Annotated in this window: 17 protein-coding genes and 3 tRNA genes; 3 read left to right on the top strand and 17 right to left on the bottom strand. The window is 71.8% G+C overall.

Annotated features, from left to right (window positions below):
- Nucleotides 1–86: 86 nt before the first annotated feature.
- Both AB0C73_RS31490 and AB0C73_RS31485 read right to left on the bottom strand, forming a co-directional pair.
- Nucleotides 87–159: transfer RNA gene (locus AB0C73_RS31490), tRNA-Ala, on the bottom strand.
- Between the two features lie 14 nt (nucleotides 160–173).
- Nucleotides 174–246 (bottom strand) — tRNA-Ala (locus AB0C73_RS31485).
- Nucleotides 247–382: 136 nt separating this feature from the next.
- Between AB0C73_RS31485 and AB0C73_RS31480 the strand changes: the two genes are divergently transcribed.
- Complete coding sequence (locus tag AB0C73_RS31480; RefSeq protein ID WP_362536789.1) at nucleotides 383–1,678, top strand: glycosyltransferase 87 family protein; 1,296 nt, start codon at nucleotides 383–385, stop codon at nucleotides 1,676–1,678.
- Here AB0C73_RS31480 and AB0C73_RS31475 read toward each other — a convergent pair.
- Both AB0C73_RS31475 and AB0C73_RS31470 read right to left on the bottom strand, forming a co-directional pair.
- Nucleotides 1,657–1,890 (bottom strand): hypothetical protein, encoded by a 234-nt coding sequence (locus AB0C73_RS31475; protein WP_265862737.1) that lies wholly within the window; start codon nucleotides 1,888–1,890, stop codon nucleotides 1,657–1,659. The genes AB0C73_RS31480 and AB0C73_RS31475 overlap by 22 nt on opposite strands.
- A gap of 188 nt (nucleotides 1,891–2,078) precedes the next feature.
- A complete protein-coding gene (locus AB0C73_RS31470) occupies nucleotides 2,079–3,506 on the bottom strand; it encodes an MFS transporter (protein ID WP_362536786.1) in 1,428 nt (475 codons plus the stop codon).
- Nucleotides 3,507–3,609: 103 nt separating this feature from the next.
- Here AB0C73_RS31470 and AB0C73_RS31465 point away from each other — a divergent pair, with 103 nt between their 5' ends.
- The gene (locus AB0C73_RS31465; protein WP_362536785.1) at nucleotides 3,610–4,473 is read left to right on the top strand and encodes a helix-turn-helix transcriptional regulator; all 864 of its coding nucleotides are present in this window, start codon (nucleotides 3,610–3,612) and stop codon (nucleotides 4,471–4,473) included.
- Nucleotides 4,474–4,549: 76 nt separating this feature from the next.
- On the opposite strand, the gene AB0C73_RS31460 is transcribed toward AB0C73_RS31465, so the two are convergent.
- From AB0C73_RS31460 to AB0C73_RS31435, 6 genes are all read right to left on the bottom strand, one after another.
- Nucleotides 4,550–4,622, bottom strand: a tRNA-Ala gene (locus AB0C73_RS31460).
- A 94-nt stretch (nucleotides 4,623–4,716) separates the two neighbouring features.
- Nucleotides 4,717–5,370: a histidine phosphatase family protein gene (locus AB0C73_RS31455; RefSeq protein ID WP_362536788.1), complete on the bottom strand. Its 654-nt coding sequence runs from the start codon at nucleotides 5,368–5,370 to the stop codon at nucleotides 4,717–4,719.
- A complete protein-coding gene (rsfS, locus tag AB0C73_RS31450) occupies nucleotides 5,367–5,804 on the bottom strand; it encodes a ribosome silencing factor (RefSeq protein ID WP_362536787.1) in 438 nt (145 codons plus the stop codon). The genes AB0C73_RS31455 and rsfS overlap by 4 nt, the downstream gene beginning before the upstream one ends.
- Nucleotides 5,805–5,884: 80 nt before the next feature.
- Nucleotides 5,885–7,636: an LCP family protein gene (locus AB0C73_RS31445; protein WP_362536784.1), complete on the bottom strand. Its 1,752-nt coding sequence runs from the start codon at nucleotides 7,634–7,636 to the stop codon at nucleotides 5,885–5,887.
- Nucleotides 7,637–7,655: 19 nt separating this feature from the next.
- A complete protein-coding gene (gene nadD / locus AB0C73_RS31440) occupies nucleotides 7,656–8,276 on the bottom strand; it encodes a nicotinate-nucleotide adenylyltransferase (protein ID WP_265862320.1) in 621 nt (206 codons plus the stop codon).
- Nucleotides 8,277–8,345: 69 nt separating this feature from the next.
- Nucleotides 8,346–8,510, bottom strand: a complete 165-nt coding sequence (locus AB0C73_RS31435; RefSeq protein WP_362536783.1) for a hypothetical protein — start codon at nucleotides 8,508–8,510, stop codon at nucleotides 8,346–8,348.
- A gap of 300 nt (nucleotides 8,511–8,810) precedes the next feature.
- Here AB0C73_RS31435 and AB0C73_RS31430 point away from each other — a divergent pair, with 300 nt between their 5' ends.
- Entirely contained in the window at nucleotides 8,811–9,947 is a 1,137-nt protein-coding gene (locus AB0C73_RS31430; protein ID WP_362536782.1) for a M48 family metallopeptidase, read from the top strand.
- Here the strand turns inward: AB0C73_RS31430 and AB0C73_RS31425 are convergent.
- The 7 genes from AB0C73_RS31425 to rfbA all read right to left on the bottom strand — a co-directional run bounded on the left by AB0C73_RS31425 (nucleotide 9,932) and on the right by rfbA (nucleotide 16,732).
- Nucleotides 9,932–11,011: a hypothetical protein gene (locus AB0C73_RS31425; protein WP_362536781.1), complete on the bottom strand. Its 1,080-nt coding sequence runs from the start codon at nucleotides 11,009–11,011 to the stop codon at nucleotides 9,932–9,934. The two genes, AB0C73_RS31430 and AB0C73_RS31425, sit on opposite strands and share 16 nt — an antisense overlap.
- Before the next feature lie 155 nt (nucleotides 11,012–11,166).
- Nucleotides 11,167–11,739 (bottom strand): hypothetical protein, encoded by a 573-nt coding sequence (locus tag AB0C73_RS31420; RefSeq protein ID WP_362536779.1) that lies wholly within the window; start codon nucleotides 11,737–11,739, stop codon nucleotides 11,167–11,169.
- A gap of 89 nt (nucleotides 11,740–11,828) precedes the next feature.
- A complete protein-coding gene (locus tag AB0C73_RS31415) occupies nucleotides 11,829–13,112 on the bottom strand; it encodes a glutamate-5-semialdehyde dehydrogenase (RefSeq protein WP_362536777.1) in 1,284 nt (427 codons plus the stop codon).
- A 120-nt stretch (nucleotides 13,113–13,232) separates the two neighbouring features.
- Nucleotides 13,233–13,721 (bottom strand): hypothetical protein, encoded by a 489-nt coding sequence (locus AB0C73_RS31410; protein ID WP_362536775.1) that lies wholly within the window; start codon nucleotides 13,719–13,721, stop codon nucleotides 13,233–13,235.
- A gap of 188 nt (nucleotides 13,722–13,909) precedes the next feature.
- Nucleotides 13,910–15,031 carry a glutamate 5-kinase gene (proB, locus tag AB0C73_RS31405; RefSeq protein WP_362536773.1) on the bottom strand — a complete coding sequence of 374 codons (1,122 nt, stop codon included), beginning with the start codon at nucleotides 15,029–15,031 and terminating at the stop codon, nucleotides 13,910–13,912.
- A 168-nt stretch (nucleotides 15,032–15,199) separates the two neighbouring features.
- Nucleotides 15,200–15,805 carry a dTDP-4-dehydrorhamnose 3,5-epimerase gene (gene rfbC, locus AB0C73_RS31400; RefSeq protein WP_362536771.1) on the bottom strand — a complete coding sequence of 202 codons (606 nt, stop codon included), beginning with the start codon at nucleotides 15,803–15,805 and terminating at the stop codon, nucleotides 15,200–15,202.
- A 36-nt stretch (nucleotides 15,806–15,841) separates the two neighbouring features.
- Complete coding sequence (gene rfbA / locus AB0C73_RS31395) at nucleotides 15,842–16,732, bottom strand: glucose-1-phosphate thymidylyltransferase RfbA (protein ID WP_362536769.1); 891 nt, start codon at nucleotides 16,730–16,732, stop codon at nucleotides 15,842–15,844.
- Nucleotides 16,733–16,750: the final 18 nt, after the last annotated feature.

Below are 16,750 nucleotides of genomic sequence, written 5' to 3'. Positions count from 1 at the left end.
CGGTCGCCCCCCGCGGGGGTGCGGCGCCGCGTTCCGCCCGCCCCTCCCCCGCGGCCCCCCCCCCCCCCCCCCCCGCTTCTCTTCTGTGGAGCTAAGGAGAATTGAACTCCTGACCTCCTGCATGCCATGCAGGCGCTCTACCAACTGAGCTATAGCCCCTTGTACGGGTTCTGTGGAGCTAAGGAGAATTGAACTCCTGACCTCTTGCATGCCATGCAAGCGCTCTACCAACTGAGCTATAGCCCCTTGTTTAGTTGTGTCGCGCCGGTCTCCCGTGCGGCGACGGACAGAACAGTAACCGTCCGCCGTCCCGATCGCCAAATCCGTTTCGCGGGCCCGTCGGGTGGTGCGGGTAGGGTCGCCGTCTGTGTCCGCCTCCTCCTTGCCCCCGGTCTCCCCGTCCCGTGCCCTGTTCCGGTCCCCGGCCGTCGCCGCGGCGGTGTGCCTGCTCTCGTTCACGGCGTTCTGGGTGGCGCAGCGGCTCGCCCACGTGAACATGCTGGACGTGATGGTCTACCGGGCCGAGGCCGAGACGCTGCGGGCCGGCGGCGACCTCTACGCGATGCGCGCCACCTCGGCGAACCTCGCGATGACCTATCCGCCGTTCGCCGCCGCGCTGTTCGTACCGCTGACCCTGGTGGGCGTGCCGCTGATGCGGACGCTGACCACGGCGGGGAACCTGCTCCTGGTGGTGGCGCTGGTGCGGCTGTCGCTGCAGCTCGTCCGTCCCGCCCTGGCCCGCCCGGCGGCCCGCGCCGGGCTGTGGCGAACCACACTGTGGATCGCGGCGGTCGTGGTGTGGTGCGAGCCGGTGTGGACGACGCTGCGGTACGGGCAGATCAACCTGCTCGTGGCGGTGGCCGTGCTGTGGGACCTGACCCGCCGCGAGGGCGGCCGGGGCAGCCGCTGGGCCGGCCTCGGCATCGGTCTGGCCACCGCGGTGAAGCTCACCCCGGGCCTCTTCGTGGTCCTCCTGTTCGCCGCCGGGCTGCTCCTCTGGCGCCGGGACCGCGCCATGAACCAGTGGCTGCGGACGGCGCTCACGGCGACCGGCGTCTTCCTGATGACGACGCTGACGACGGCGCTGGCGCTGCCCGCCGACTCGAAGAAGTTCTGGACCGAGACCCTCTTCGAGACCGGCCGGGTCGGTCACGCCGAGGAGACCGCGAACCAGTCCCTCAGCGGCGTCCTGGCCCGGCTGCTGCACACGGACGCGCCGGGCCTGTGGTGGGTGGCCGCCGCGGTCCTCCTGGGCGGCGCGGCGATGGTGCTCGCGGTCCGGGCCGCGGTACGCGGCGACAGGGCGGTGGCCGTGACGGTCACCGCGTTCACCGCGCTGATGATCAGCCCGATCTCCTGGTCCCACCACTGGGTGTGGTGCGTGCCGCTGCTGATCCTGCTGTACGACCGCTGCACGCGCGCGTGGATCGTGACGGGAGCCGTGGCCGTGGCCTTCGCCTCGTTCGCGCTGTGGTGGGTGCCGCACGACCCGGGCCGTCCCGAACTCGACCAGAACGCCGGGCAGATGCTGCTCTCCGCGGTGTATCCGCTGACGGCGCTCGCGGTCTTCGCCGGCTACGCGCTGTCGCTGAGGCGGGCGCGCGGCCGGGCTTCGGCGGAGACGGTCCCGCGGCCCCGCGAGGAGACGCGGGAGCCTCAGGCCGTCGCGAACGAGTAGAACCGCTTCAGGGTGCAGTGCTCGTCGAGGAGCCGGCCGTAGATCGGCTCCCCTTCGAGCTCACGGTAGGTCTCGATGGGGTCGCCTTTTATGATCAGCGCCCGCGCGCACTCCTCGCACCAGTACTGGAACGAGGGGTTCACGGGATCCATGTCGCGGACGATGGGCGTCCCGCTGCCGCACCAGTCGCACTTCCGCCGGTGCGCCCCCATCACTCGGCTCCCGTCACGGTCGCGGCACAGGCCTCCGGTGCGAGGGGTGGCTTCCACGGCCCTGGGGCGGATTCCACGACGGGATCGGCTGCGACCTCGTCGGCACCGTCCACGGCCATGCGCGCTCCCTCCCGCCCGGGCCCTCTTCCCCTCCGGCGGTCCGATTCTGCCATGGGCCCGCAAGGGGGTCAGCGTCGTCGGCGGAGCAGGTTCGCCGAGGCCCCCAGGGCGGCCGCCGCAGCCAGCGCGAGGGTGCACGCCCACAGCGCGTTCGCGGACATGTGCGCCCCCGGCCCGCTGACCCGTCCCAGGAAGAACGCGCCGAAGGCGGCGACGCCGATCAGCTGGCCGAGCTGGGTCACGGTGGCGAGCAGTCCGCTGGCGTCGGCGGCGTCCTCGGGCCGTACGGTCGCGAGCGCACCGGTCAGGGCCGGGCTGAAGGCCAGCGCCAGGCCGACACCCATGGTGCACAGCACCGGGTAGAGCTCCCAGCCGCCCGTGCCACCGCCCTTCAGGACGGCGCCCACGGCGGCCGCGGAGGCGGCGGTGAGCAGGAAGCCGCCCGGCACCAGGAAGGGCTGCAGCCGGGCCGGCCAACGCCGCCAGGTGAGGCCGACGAGCCCGAAGAGGGCGGCGGTCGGCGCGAAGGTCAGGCCGGTGCGCAGGGCACTGTGGCCGAGCGCGCCCTGGAGGTGCAGGGTGAGGGTGAAGAGATAGCCCGCGTTGACGGCCATCACGGCGCCGATCCGTACGACGGCCCGGCCGATACCGGGGCTGCGCAGCACCCGGGGAGCGATGAGCGGGGCGCCGCCGCGCCGGGCGAGCCCGGCCTCGTACGCGCCGAAAGCGGCGAACAGGAGCAGCGACCCGGCGAACGACAGCCAGGTCCACAGCGGCCAGCCCTTCTCCTGGCCGAGGACGAGGGGGACGGTGAGCAGCGTGACGGAGCCGGCGAGCAGCAGCAGTCCGGGCAGGTCGAGGGAGCGGGCCCGCTCGGCCCCGGCGTCGCGCGGCAGCACCTTGGCGCCGAGGGCCAGCAGGACCAGGCCGATGGGCACGTTGACCAGGAAGACCGGGCGCCAGCCGGTGCCGAACAGGTCGGCGCTGACGAGGACGCCGCCGACGACCTGGCCGGCCGCCGCGCCGGTGGCGAGGACGGCGGAGTAGGCGCCGAGCGCGCGGACCCGGCCCTCGCCGGTGAAGTTGCGCTGGATGAGGCTCAGCACCTGAGGGATCATCAGGGCCGATCCGGCGCCCTGGACGACCCGGAAGGCGATCAACTGGCCGGTTCCGGCGGCCAGTCCGCAGACGAGCGAGGCGGCGGTGAAGACCGCGAGCCCGGCGAGGTAGACGCGCCGGTGACCGAGCCGGTCGCCGAGTCGTGCGCCGGTGATCAACAGCACCGCGTAGGCGATGGTGTATCCGGCGACGACGAGCTGGAGGCCGGCGCCGGTGGCAGCGAGTTCGGTACGGATGGTGGGGGCCGCGACGTTGACGATGAAGACGTCGAGCAGGGCCATGAACTGGGCGGCGAGCACGACGGCGAGCAGGGAACGGGGGCGGTTGTCGGTGCCAAGGGCTTTACTGAGTACGGGACGTGTGGTGGTCGTCGTCATGCGAGGAGCGTGACGCCGGTCCGATACGGGTAACGAGAGCCCGTCGATGCTGGTACCGGCAGCACCTGGCAACGGCGGCACGGGGAGTCGACCATGGGGGGGTGTGACGACTGTGGCAACACCGAGTGCGACACGGCGCAGGCCGGAGCTCGCGGCGTTCCTGCGCAGCCGGAGGGCGCGGGTAACGCCCCAGGACGTGGGCATGCCGCCGGGACTGAGACGGCGCACGCCGGGGCTGCGCCGCGAGGAGGTGGCCCAGCTCTCCGGCGTCGGCGTGACCTGGTACACGTGGCTGGAGCAGGGCCGGCCGATCAACGCCTCGGCGCAGGTGCTCGACGCTGTGGCGCGCACGCTGCGGCTCGACCGGCCGGAGCGTGAGCATCTGTACCACCTGGCGGAGGTGCCGTACGAGCCCGAAGCGGCACCCGAGCACGTGGTGGCGGTCAGCCCTGAGATCCAGGGCATCCTGGACGCCCTGGTGCCTCATCCCGCGGTGGTGTACAACGCGCGGTACGACGTGCTGGCCACCAACAGCGCGTACGACCTGCTGTTCCTCCGGGAGGACGGCAAGCCGTGGACGGGGCCGCTCGGTGTGCGCAACGTGCTGTGGAGCCTGTTCACCATGCCCGAGCCCAAGTGCCCGGTGGTCGACAGACACCTTGAGCTGCCGCTCATGGTGGCCCAGCTGCGGGGTGCGTACGGGCGTCATGTGGGCGAGCCGGCGTGGGAGTCGTTCGTCCGCCTGCTCGGCGAGGCGAGCCCTTACTTCGCGGAGCTGTGGCGCAGCGGTGACGTGGTGCCGCCGGGCACCCGGGTGAAGACCTTCCGGCACCGGCGGGTGGGCGAGATACGGATGACCTCGGTCTCGCTGTCGATCAACGGGATGCCGGAGTGCCGGATCGTCACCTACACGCCGAACGACGAGGAGAGCCGACGGGCCATCGACCTGCTCCTGAAGGAAAGGTGACGGGGCGGCGGCAGAGCGGGCCGGAGCCGGAAACGACGAATCCCGCCCCCCTGATGGGGACGGGATCCGGTGATTGTGGAGCTAAGGAGAATTGAACTCCTGACCTCCTGCATGCCATGCAGGCGCTCTACCAACTGAGCTATAGCCCCGCGCGTTCTTCGCGCTCCGCGCTGCGAACAAGATGAACTTTAGCCTGTGACCTGCCGGAAAGTGAAATCGGCTCCGGCAGGCCGCAGGCGGGGCTCAGTCGTCGTCGCCGAGGACCGGCTCGGGCAGCGTGCCGGCGTTGTGCTCCAGGAGCCGCCAGCCGCGCGCGCCCTCGCCGAGGACCGACCAGCAGCAGTTCGAGAGGCCGCCCAGGCTCTCCCAGTGCCGGGCCTCCAGGCCGAGCAGCCTGCCGATCGTGGTGCGGATGGTGCCGCCGTGGCTGACCACGACGAGCGTGCCGTCCACGGGCAGCTTCTCGGCCTGCTCCAGGACCACCGGGGCGGCCCGGTCGGCCACCTCGGTCTCCAGCTCGCCACCGCCGCGCCGCACCGGCTCACCGCGCTTCCATGCGGCGTACTGCTCGCCGTACCGCGCGGTGATCTCGTCGTGGGTCAGGCCCTGCCACTCCCCCGCGTACGTCTCACGCAGGGCGGAGTCGTGGGCGACGGCGAGACCGGTGAGCGCGGACAGCTCGGCGGCCGTGGCGGCCGCCCGCCTGAGGTCGGAGGCGACGATCGCGTCCGGCTTCAGCGCGGCGAGCAGCCGGGCGGACCGGCGGGCCTGGGCCACGCCGGTCTCGGTCAGCTCGATGTCCGTGCTCCCCTGGAAACGGCGCTCCAGGTTCCAGGAGGTCTGGCCGTGGCGCCACAGCACGATGCGGCGGCCTTCGCCGCCCTTGACGCCGGTCAGCTCAGCTCACCGTCCGCTCCGTCGGCACCCATCAGCTTGGCGTGCTCCTCCGCCTTGCCGCGGGTCTTCAGCGCGTCCTCGGGCAGCGGCAGCTCGGGGCAGTCCTTCCACAGGCGCTCCAGAGCGTAGAAGACCCGCTCCTCGCTGTGCTGGACGTGGATCACGATGTCGACGTAGTCGAGGAGGATCCAGCGGGCGTCGCGGTCGCCCTCTCGGCGCACCGGCTTGGCGCCGAGCTCCTTGAGTAGCCGCTCCTCGATCTCGTCGACGATCGACTTGACCTGGCGGTCGTTGGGCGCGGAGGCGAGCAGGAAGGCGTCGGTGATCGACAGCACATCACTGACGTCGTACGCGATGATGTCGTGCGCGAGCCGGTCGGCCGCCGCCTGGGCGGCGGCGTTGACGAGTTCGATGGAGCGGTCCGTGGCGGTCACAAGCAGGCTTTCGTCGGCGGTCTGAGTCACCTCAAGGGTCTCATGTACCGCCGACGGGCCCGAAAAGGATTATCGAAGGGTCACTGCTTGCCCCCGGGGATCTTGTAATCCTCACCGAGGACCACGGTGACCTCGGCGTTTCCGGCGGCCTTGCCCTTGGCGACGGATCCGGCGGGCAGCCCGAGCGTCTTGGCGACCTCCACGGCGGCCGGCTTCTGGGTGTCGTCCGCGTAGAGGACCTGCGACTTCGTCTGGCTGTCGGCCTTGGTGCCGCCGACCACGGCGTAGCCGCCGTTGATCAGGACCACACGGGCCGGCTCGGTGGCGTTCCGGCCGGTGGCGTCACGGATCGCGACCCGGGTGGCGGCGCCCTGCTCGGGGGCGCTGACCTTGCCGCCGAGGATGTCCCTGACGACGCCGTCGCCGGTGGCCTCGCTCAGCGAGCCGTCGGGCTCGACGGGCAGGACCGCCGTCTTGTAGTCGCCGACCTTGGCGTGCTCGGCCAGCTTGGACAGGGAGGCCCCGAGGTCCTTCTCGGGCAGCGAGGGGTCGAGGATCTGGGCCAGGGTCTCGATGGTGACGGTGGCGGCCTGGGGATCGTCGGAGATCTTCCGGAGCACGCCGTACAGGACCTGGCCGAAGCGCTGGAGCTGCTTGGCCTCGGCCTCGCCGGGCGCACGGTAGGTGGCGTAGGCGACGGCGGCACGGCCGTTGAGGGTCTGGTTCTCGCCCTTCTTCACCAGCGGCTCGGCGCCGGGCTTGTCTCCGGGGACGTCTGTGTCGGTGGTGATGTCGATGTTGCTGACGAGCTCGACGAGGTTCTCCAGGTACGGGGTGTCGAGCCGCCAGGTGCCGGTGATCTTCGCGCCGAGGAGGTTGCCGAGGGAGTCGCGGGTGCCGCTGGAGCCGTCGTCCTGGACGGACTTGGCGAGGGTGGTCGTGGTGCCCTCGTCGTTGGCCACGGCGAGCGAGTTGGGCAGCAGGAGGGTGGTGCCCTGCTTGGTGGTGCTGTTGTTGACGAGGAGGGCGGTGGAGGTGCCGCCGCCCTTGGTGTTGTGCAGGTGGACGACGATCGTGTCCCGCTGCTGCGGGCCGGTGGCGGTGTTCTGCGCGGCCTGCTCGCCGGACATGCCGGGGAGCAGGCCGGCCGACCAGAGGTAGCCGACGCCGCCGACGGCGGCCAGCACCAGGACCACGACGAGGGCCACGACGCGGTTGCGGCCGCGCCGGCGGGCCTCCTCGCGCCGCTCGGAACGGCTCTCGGTGAACTTGAGCCAGTCGATGACGTCCTCGGAGTCCTCGTCGGGCTCCTCGATGAACGAGAACTGCTCGGTGCGGAAGTCCCGCCCGTCGCCCTCGGGTGCCGGGCGCTGCCCTGGTACGGCGGCGGGGGCCGCCGGGGCCTGGGCCGGCGGCACGGAGGGCCGGGAGGGAGGTGCCGGGGTGGGCGCGGACTCGGTGCGGACCGCCCACTGCTGTCCGGTGTCGTAGATCTGGCCCGTCTGGCCCGTGTCGTACTGCTGGTAGTCGTACGAGGCGGGCTGCTGGGCGTACGGGTCGTACTGCGGCTGCTGGGGGTGCTGGGGCGCCTGCGGCTGCGGGGCCTGCTGGGGCGCGGCCTGCTGCTGTCCGTACGGGTCGTAGCCGTAGTTCTGCGGCTGCTGTCCGGGCCGAGCCGGCTGCTGCTGCTGCTGCTGCTGGACAGGCTGCCCGTACGGGTCGTAGTGCTGCTGCGGGACCTGCTGCTGGTACACCGGCTGCCCGTACGCGTCGTAGCCGATGATCTGCGGCTGCGGATAGTACGGGTCGTACGGGTTCTGCTGATCGTTCACCGGTGCCCCTCCCCGAGGCTCACTCGCCGCGGTACAACTGGCGCTTGTCGATGTAGCGCACCACACCGTCCGGGACCAAATACCAGACCGGGTCGCCCTGCGCGACCCTCGCCCGGCAGTCCGTGGACGAGATGGCGAGCGCGGGGACCTCCACGAGCGAGACGCCGCCCTTGGGCAGACCGTCGTCGGTGAGGTCGTGACCGGGGCGGGTGACCCCGATGAAGTGGGCGAGGGCGAAGAGCTCCTCGGCGTCGCGCCAGGTGAGGATCTGCGACAGCGCGTCGGCACCGGTGATGAAGAACAGGTCCGAGTCGCTGTTGAGGGAGCGCAGGTCCCGCAGTGTGTCGATGGTGTACGTCGGGCCGCCGCGGTCGATGTCGATGCGGCTGACGGAGAACTGCGGGTTGGACGCGGTGGCGATGACCGTCATCAGATAGCGGTCCTCGGCCGGCGAGACAGCCTTGTGGCTCTTCTGCCACGGCTGCCCGGTCGGCACGAACACCACCTCGTCGAGGTGGAACAGGGCGGCCACCTCGCTGGCGGCCACCAGGTGTCCGTGGTGGATCGGATCAAACGTTCCGCCCATCACGCCGAGTCTGCGCTTGCCGCGACCGCCAGTAGGCACTTCCTGCTCTCCCATGCGTGCAGAGCCTACTGGCACGACGTCGGACGCCGGATCAGCGGCCTTGCGGCTCGGCCGGGCCGCGGCCTAGCGGTCGCGGTTGAAGCGGGTGGTGATCCAGAGGAGCAGAAGGAGCGCGAGCAGGGCGCCGCCACCCGTGACGTACGGGCTGAGGCTTTCGTGGTTGCCGCCGTTCTCGGCACCCTCGTTCGCGAGCGTGACCAGGTTGGCGGCGGTGGCGTGGAGGCTCATCTTCGGCGTGACCTTCGATCGGGGATGGGAGCGGAGACTTCGCGCACATCGTATGCGGCGCGTCGCGGAGCGCTCACGCCGACTCAGGCGTTGGCGTCACCGGAGCGGTTTTCGCCGGTCGCGCGGTGGCGGGCCCGATCGTGGGACCGGTGGCGGTCGCGAGGTCCGGCGGGGCGGCCGGGCCGCCCGGTTGTCCGCATCGCCCGAGTTATCCACAGGCTCCGGCACTCGATGGCCGGCTCGCCTAGTCTGGGGTGCGTCAGGGGGACGAGCATCGACTCGTACGAACAGGGGGTATCCATGACCGATCACCACCAGGGACACCTGCCGGGCCGGCAGCGCAAGCGCTTCCCCGGTATCTCCTCACGGGCCTACGAACACCCGGCGGACCGCTCGGCGCTGGTCGCGCTGCGCAAGCTGAGCGGCTTCGACACCGTCTTCAAGGCACTCAGCGGGCTGCTGCCGGAGCGGAGCCTGCGGCTGCTGTTCCTCTCCGACTCCGTGCGGGTGAGCGACGCGCAGTTCACCCACCTCAACGACATGCTGAGGGACGCCTGCTACATCCTGGACCTGGAGAAGGTCCCGCCGATGTACGTCACGCAGGACCCCCGGCCCAACGCGATGTGCATCGGTCTCGACGAGCCGGTCATCGTGGTCACCACCGGCCTGGTGGAGCTCCTCGACGAGGAGGAGATGCGGGCCGTCGTCGGACACGAGGTGGGCCACGCGCTGTCGGGCCACTCGGTGTACCGGACGATCCTGCTCTTCCTCACCAGCCTGGCGCTCAAGATCGCCTGGATCCCGCTGGGGAACGTGGCGATCATGGCGATCGTCACGGCGCTGCGCGAGTGGTTCCGCAAGTCGGAGCTGTCGGCCGACCGTGCCGGGCTGCTCGTCGGGCAGGACCTCCAGTCCTCGATGCGCGGCCTGATGAAGATCGCCGGCGGCAATCATCTGCACGAGATGAACGTGGACGCGTTCCTCGCGCAGGCCGACGAGTACGAGAAGGGCGGCGACCTGCGGGACTCCGTCCTGAAGATCCTGAACGTGCTGCCGCGTTCCCACCCGTTCACGACGGTGCGGGCGGCCGAGCTGAAGAAGTGGTCCGAGACCCGCGACTACCAGCGGATCATGGACGGCCACTACCCGAAGCGGACGGAGGACAAGGACGCCTCGGTGACCGACTCCTTCCGCGAGTCCGGGCGGCACTACGCGGAGACGGTGCGCACCAGCAAGGATCCGCTGATGAAGCTGGTCAGCGACATAGCCGGCGGTGCCGGGGACCTGGCGGGCGACCTGGGCGGCAAGCTGTTCGGCCGGTTCGGCGGCGGGAACGGCACGGGTGCGGACGGCGGCCAGGGGACCAAGGGTTCCCAGGGCGACGGCGGCACCGGCCGGGACCGCGGCGGCGACGCGGAGGGTCAGACCGAGGGCTGAGCGCTCGGGGCGAGCACTCCGCAGAGCGGGGAGGTGGCGGGCCGACCCGTGGCGTACGGGTCGGTGACCGCCTGGTGGCTCCGGTCGGCGGCCCGCTCGCCGGCCAGCAGCGGCCGGAGCGCCCCGGTGGGGTCGGCGTCACAGGACTGCGGGCCGGCCTGGACGGTGCTGGTGAGCAGTTCGGCACGGTGCATCTGCAGGTCCTCGCGGTCGAAGCGGAAGTGCAGCTCGCGGTGGACGGTGAACAGCGAGGCCTGCGGGGCCGGGCCGGTGCCGGAGGTCACGGGCCGGACCGCGTAGGTGAAGGTGTGGTCCGCCGTGACGTCCAGCAGGTCGGCGTTGACCTCGGCGAAGTGCAGGGTGCCCTGGACGCGGATGCCGGGGTCGGCGAGGACGGCCTGGTGCGGGTCGAAGCTGACCAGCCAGCCGGAGATCGCGTGGCGGCCGTCGTCCTGGGGAGATTCGACGCTCCGGTCGAACTGCTCCTGCTGGTCGGGGTCGACGAGGAGCCGGGGCGGGCGGGTGGTCTGTCCGGCCAGGACCTGGGGGTCGAGAGAGGAGGCGACGAGGTAGTCCTTGGCGATGCCGAGGGCGGCGACCACCTGGCTCTCGGAGAAGTGGGGGGTGCGGGTGGCGAGGGGGAGATTGATGCCGGCGGCGCCGGTGCGGTACTCGGCGACGGGGCTGTGCGCGAAGAGACTGGCGGGCGTGCCGCCGGGGACGACGCCCTGCGGGGCGAGCGGGACCGTGGTGGTGGTCAGGGGCTCGGCCCGCTGGTCGAGCGGGGGCTGGTAGGGGTTGCGGACGCCGAGGTAGACCGCGGTGCCGAAGGCGAGCAGGATCAGCAGCACGAGCATGAGGGCCTGCCGGGAGCCGCTGCGGCCCTCCCAGGTGGGGCGGGACCGGACCGCCTGGGCGTGCTCCCCCATCCGCTCCGCTGCGGAGAACTCCTGGAGCCGGGCAGCGCGAACGAACGACTCGTCGAAGACGACGGATCGGTACTCGTCCTCACCGCCGGGGAGCCCCTCGGGAGTCCCCTCAGGCGGGTCGCCACGCCCTGCCATACCTTCAGGGTAGGTCGGCGGAAGCTCCGGTAAACGCCCAGGTACACGACAACTTCGCAAGAATCCCCACGTGGCTGCGGCGAACGGGCGAGGGGTCCGCCGGGCAGGGTCGGAGAACGGCCGGAGAAGAGCCGGCGAGGGGCCGGAAGGGAGGGTCAGGGGGCGCCGGGAGCAGCGGGAACGGGCGGCGCGGAGGACATGGTGGCCGCCGAGGGGACGGCGCGGGGCTTGTCGACGCCCGTGGTGGCCGGCGGGGGCATACGGTCCTGGCGGTTGGCGGAGGCGCCGCGGTAGACGGCGCTGAAGGCGAGGGCGACCATGCCGACGCCCATCACCAGGGCGAGCACCCAGGCGACCGGACGGTGCCAGCGGGCGCTGCCTCGGTAGGGGCGCAGGGCGCCGCCGTGGGGGCCGTAGGGGCCGAAGGCGTCCTCGGCGGTGTCGGGGTCGTAGCCGTCGGGGTGCCGGCCGAGGTCGTAGGCGTCCTCGTAGGGCTCCTCGTCGGCGAGTCCGGCGACGGCGCGGGCCCGGGCGGCCTCGGCCTCGGCGCGGGCCTGGGCGGCGGCGAGCAGGCGCTCGACCGCGGTGGGCTCGTGGAAGCGCGCCGCCCGCACGAAGTCCTCGTCGAAGGCCACGGTGGCGAATTCCTCGTCGGCGCCGCCGCGGTCGACAGAGTCCTCGGGGTCCTCGCCGTTCGGGAACGGCGTGCCCCCCACGTCGTCCGGCACGGGTTCAGAGTAGACCGGAGAGGGGGTTTTGGGCAGGGAGAGCGCGAATGTCCCTGCCCCGGGCGGAGAGCCGGCGGAGTGAGCGCCGGTTACCGGATGTGACCGTCGCCGGTCACGATGTACTTGGTGGAGGTGAGTTCCGGAAGGCCCATGGGGCCCCGGGCGTGCAGCTTCTGGGTGGAGATGCCGATCTCGGCGCCGAAGCCGAACTGTCCGCCGTCCGTGAAGCGGGTGGAGGCGTTGACGGCGACGGTGGTGGAGTCGACCAGCTGGGTGAAGCGGCGGGCGGCGGCCTGGGAGGTGGTGACGATGGCCTCGGTGTGACCGGAGGACCAGAGCCGGATGTGCTCGACGGCCTTGTCGAGGGAGTCGACGACGGCGGCGGCGATGTCGTAGGAGAGGTACTCGGTCTCCCAGTCCTCGGGGGTGGCCGGGACGACGGTGGCCTTGCTGCCCTCGGCGTGGGCGAGGACCCGCTCGTCGGCGTGGACGGTGACGCCGGCCTCGGCGAGGGCGTCCAGGGCGCGCGGCAGGAAGGCGTCGGCGATGTCGCGGTGGACCAGGAGGGTCTCGGCGGCGTTGCAGACGCTGACGCGGTGGGCCTTGGAGTTGATGAGGATGTCGACGGCCATGTCGAGGTCGGCCTGGGCGTCCACGTAGACGTGGCAGTTGCCGGTGCCGGTCTCGATGACGGGGACGGTGGACTCCTCGACGACAGTGCGGATCAGGGAGGCGCCGCCGCGCGGGATGAGGACGTCGACGAGGCCGCGGGCGCGCATCAGCTCGCGCACCGATTCGCGGGACTCGCCGGGGACGAGCTGGATCGCGTCGGCGGGCAGCCCGGCGCCGCCGACGGCGTCGCGGAGCACCTTCACCAGGGCGGTGTTGGAGGAGTAGGCGGAGGAGGAGCCGCGGAGCAGGACCGCGTTGCCGGACTTGAGGCAGAGGGCGGCGGCGTCGACGGTGACGTTGGGGCGGGCCTCGTAGATGATGCCGACGACGCCGAGCGGGACGCGGACCTGGCGCAGGTCGATGCCGTTGGGGAGGGTGGAGCCGCGGACGACCTCGCCGACCGGGTCGGGCAGCGCGGCCACATGCCGCACGTCGGCGGCGATGGCCCGCACCCGCTCGGGGGTGAGGGTGAGCCGGTCGATGATGGCCTCGCTGGTGCCGGCCTCGCGGGCGCGGGCGATGTCCTCGGCGTTGGCCTCGACGATCTCGGCCGTGCGGACCTCCAGGGCGTCCGCGACGGCGAGCAGGGCGTCGTCCTTCGTCGCGCGCGGCAGTGGCGCGATCTCGGCGGCCGCGGCGCGGGCCCGGTAGGCGGCCTGGGCGACCGGGGACATGTTGTCGAAGGGCATGAGCGAGGTCATGCCCGCAGGGTACTGGCACCACTGCGGACATCCCTCACGATCGCCCGCGCCGTCCCGTACTGCGAGACGCCCCGGGGGCGCGGGAGTGACCGGAATTCGACGGTCGCCGACGGCCGGTGGTCAGTAGGGGTGGACGCCGACCGGGGCGGCCGGCGGCGGGCCGTAGCCCTCGGCGATCCGCTGGTGGTAGGTCTCCCGGTCGATGACCTCCAGGCCGACGATCTCCCACGGCGGCAGCTGGGCGCTCTGCCGGTGCTCGCCCCACAGGCGCAGGGCGACGGCGGCGGCGTCGTGCAGGTCGCGGGCCTCCTCCCAGTAGCGGATCTCCGCGTGGTCGTTCGCGTAGCGGCTGGTCAGCAGGAAGGGGTGGTCGTGGGCCAGCTGTTCCAGGGCCCGGCGCACCTCCTTCAGCGGGGCCGCCGCGCCGGAGACGCTGAGGGTGATGTGCCAGAGCTTGGACACCTCCCGCTCCGCCGCCCTCGTGGTCTCGAGTTCTCGGGCGGGTTCCTGGTCGAGGGACTCGTCGTCGAAGTCGGCTCCGGCCTCGACGCTCGTCAGGGCGCGTTCGGTCGTCCCGCGGGGCAGTGCCCCTGGGCGCGCTCGTCTCACCGGCGGCCTCCTGTGTGATGCCTGTGCTGTGTGCTGCTGCGCGTGCTGGTCGTTCCCCGCCCTCTCGGTGCCCCCGAGACAAAGTTGACCAGCCCGCGGCGGTGCATGGGACGGTTTTGGTAAAGGTCCCTACCGGATGACCAGACTTTCAGCCGTTTCGGTTCACCCGCCGACGCTTCACAGGGCGTTCACATCACGACGAGGTCGTCGCGGTGGACGATCTCGCGCTCGTACTCCGGTCCGAGTTCCCGGGCGAGGTCGCGGGTGGAGCGGCCGAGCAGCTGGGGGATCTCCTTGGCGTCGAAGTTGACGAGCCCGCGGGCGACGGCGCGGCCCGAGGTGTCGCGCAGCTCCACCGGGTCGCCGGCGCTGAACTCGCCCTCGACGGCGGCGACTCCGGCGGCGAGCAGCGACTTCTTGCCCTCGGTCACGGCCCGTACGGCGCCGTCGTCGAGGGTGAGGTGGCCGCGCGGGGTGGAGGCGTGGGCGAGCCACAGGAGCCGGTCGGCGGAGCGGCGGCCGGTGCTGTGGAAGTAGGTGCCGGTGTCGCGGCCGGCCAGGGCGTCGGCGGCGCGGACGGCGGAGGTGAGGACCACGGGGATGCCCGCGGCGGCGGCGATCCGGGCGGCCTCGACCTTGGTGACCATCCCGCCGGTGCCGACGCCTGCCTTGCCGGCCGAGCCGATCTCGACATGGGCGATGTCGGACCGGTCGCGCACCTCCTCGATGCGCGAGGTGCCGGGCTTGGACGGGTCGCCGTCGTAGAGACCGTCCACGTCGGAGAGCAGGACGAGCAGATCGGCGCGGACCAGGTGGGCGACGAGCGCGGCGAGCCGGTCGTTGTCGCCGAACCGGATCTCGTCCGTGGCCACGGTGTCGTTCTCGTTGACGACCGGCAGGGCGCCCATGGTGAGGAGCTGGTCCAGGGTGCGGTACGCGTTGCGGTAGTGGGCGCGGCGGCTGGTGTCGTCGGTGGTGAGCAGGACCTGCCCGACCCGGACGCCGTAGCGGGCGAAGGAGGCGGTGTAGCGGGCGACGAGCAGGCCCTGTCCGACGCTGGCGGCGGCCTGCTGCCGGGCCAGGTCCTTGGGGCGGCGGGTGAGACCGAGCGGGGCGAGGCCGGCGGCGATGGCGCCGGAGGAGACCAGGACGATCTCCTTCTCGCCGCCGCTGCGGACCTTGGCGAGGACGTCCACGAGGGCGTCGACCCGGTCGGCGTCGAGACCGCCGGACGCGGTGGTCAGCGAGGACGAGCCCACTTTCACGACGATCCTGCGGGCTTCCGTCACGTACTGCCTTGCCACTGTCACCTGCGTCGTCCTCGCCGTCCTGCTCGTGCCCACCCGGGTCCGGGCCCGGGCCCCGTGATCACGCCCGTGCCCATGATCCCGCTCGTCAGGCAATCTACGCGAGCCGCTCCGGGAGCCGCCCGTCCATTCCGCAGGCTGGACGACGGCGCCCGGACCGGAAGGGACCCGTCAGCCGCGCTCCGCCAGCGAGCGGCGGAACGCCACACACTCCTCGTACACCGGCAGGATCCCCGCCTCGCGCGCCTGCGCGAGGGTCGGGCTCCCGGCGTCCTTGGCGGACAGCTCCGGCTCGCCCCCGGCCGGCCACTCGATGCCGAGCTCCGGGTCGAGCGGGTGGACACCGTGCTCGCGCTGCGGTGCGTACCCCTCGGAGCAGAGGTACGTCACGGTGGCGTCGTCCGTCAGCGCGCAGAAGCCGTGGCCGAGGCCCTCGGACAGGTAGACGGCCCTGCGCTCCTGGTCGTCGAGGCGCACGGCCTCCCAGCGGCCGAAGGTCGGCGAGCCGGCCCGGACGTCCACGACGATGTCGAGGACCGCGCCGCGCACGCAGGTCACGTACTTCGCCTGGCCGGGCGGCACGTCCGCGAAGTGGACGCCGCGCACGACGCCGGCGGCGGACACCGACATGTTGCCCTGCTTCAGCTCCAGCGGGTGGCCGACGGCCTCGGCCATGAGCTCGGCCTTGTACCACTCGAGGAAGAGACCTCGGGCGTCGCCGTGCTGCTGCGGGACGAACTCCCAGGCGCCTTCGATGCCAAGGGGGTTGACCTTCATGGAAAGAGCCGTTCCTCTCTCGGGTCCCGAGGACCGTCAGGCCTTGCCGATCCGCTGTTCGGTCTCGTACGCCAGCAGGTCGAGCAGGTAGTCGCCGTAGCCGCTCTTGGTCAGCGGCTCGGCGAGGGCGCGCAGCCGCGCGTCGTCGATGAAGCCGGCCCGCCAGGCGGCCTCCTCCAGGCAGCCGATCTTCATGCCCTGGCGCTCCTCGACCACGCGGACGTACTCGGAGGCCTGCACGAGGGACTGGAAGGTGCCGGTGTCGAGCCAGACGGTGCCGCGGTCGAGGACCGAGACCTGGAGCTCCCCGCGGTCGAGGTAGTACCTGTTGATGTCGGTGATCTCCAGCTCGCCGCGCGCGCTCGGCACGAGGCTCCTGGCTATCTCGACCACCCGGCTGTCGTAGAAGTAGAGGCCCGGCACCGCGTAGCGGGACTTCGGGTTCTTCGGCTTCTCCTCGATGGAACGGGCGACGCCGTTCTCGTCGAAGTCGATGACGCCGTAGGCGCTGGGGTCGGAGACGGCGTGGGCGAAGACGACGCCGCCCTCGGGCCGCCCGTACTTCGCCAGCTGCCGGCCGAGGCCGACGCCGTGGAAGATGTTGTCGCCGAGGATCAGCGCGACGGGCTCGCCGCCGATGAACTCCTCGCCGATGACGAAGGCCTCGGCGATGCCGTTCGGCTTCTCCTGGGTCGCGAACCGGATGTCCAGGCCCCAGGCGGAACCGTCGCCGAGCAGGCGCTCGAACTGCGGGCGCTCCTCCGGCCCGGTGATGACCAGAAGCTCGTCGATCCCCGCCATCACCAGGGTCGACAGGGGGTAGTAGATCATCGGCTTGTCGAAGACCGGCATCAACTGCTTCGAGACGGCTCGGGTGATGGGCCACAATCGGGAGCCGGTACCACCGGCGAGCAGGATCCCACGCATGAATACGGAGCCTAGGCG

It is taken from the genome of Streptomyces sp. NPDC048623 (assembly GCF_040650755.1).
Lineage (GTDB): Bacteria > Actinomycetota > Actinomycetes > Streptomycetales > Streptomycetaceae > Streptomyces.
The sequence above is the reverse complement of the archived record's forward strand: the minus strand, read 5'-3'. Positions and strand labels throughout refer to the sequence as shown.

Excerpts from the sequence above, each read along its gene's own strand:
- rfbC (WP_362536771.1), bottom strand. The coding sequence starts at position 15,805 with ATGAAGGTCAACCCCCTTGGCATCGAAGGCGCCTGGGAGTTCGTCCCG.
- AB0C73_RS31425 (WP_362536781.1), bottom strand. The coding sequence starts at position 11,011 with ATGGCAGGGCGTGGCGACCCGCCTGAGGGGACTCCCGAGGGGCTCCCC.
- AB0C73_RS31475 (WP_265862737.1), bottom strand. The coding sequence starts at position 1,890 with ATGGGGGCGCACCGGCGGAAGTGCGACTGGTGCGGCAGCGGGACGCCC.
- nadD (WP_265862320.1), bottom strand. The coding sequence starts at position 8,276 with ATGGGAGAGCAGGAAGTGCCTACTGGCGGTCGCGGCAAGCGCAGACTC.
- AB0C73_RS31470 (WP_362536786.1), bottom strand. The coding sequence starts at position 3,506 with ATGACGACGACCACCACACGTCCCGTACTCAGTAAAGCCCTTGGCACC.
- AB0C73_RS31435 (WP_362536783.1), bottom strand. The coding sequence starts at position 8,510 with ATGAGCCTCCACGCCACCGCCGCCAACCTGGTCACGCTCGCGAACGAG.
- AB0C73_RS31415 (WP_362536777.1), bottom strand. The coding sequence starts at position 13,112 with ATGACCTCGCTCATGCCCTTCGACAACATGTCCCCGGTCGCCCAGGCC.
- rfbA (WP_362536769.1), bottom strand. The coding sequence starts at position 16,732 with ATGCGTGGGATCCTGCTCGCCGGTGGTACCGGCTCCCGATTGTGGCCC.
- AB0C73_RS31430 (WP_362536782.1), top strand. The coding sequence starts at position 8,811 with ATGACCGATCACCACCAGGGACACCTGCCGGGCCGGCAGCGCAAGCGC.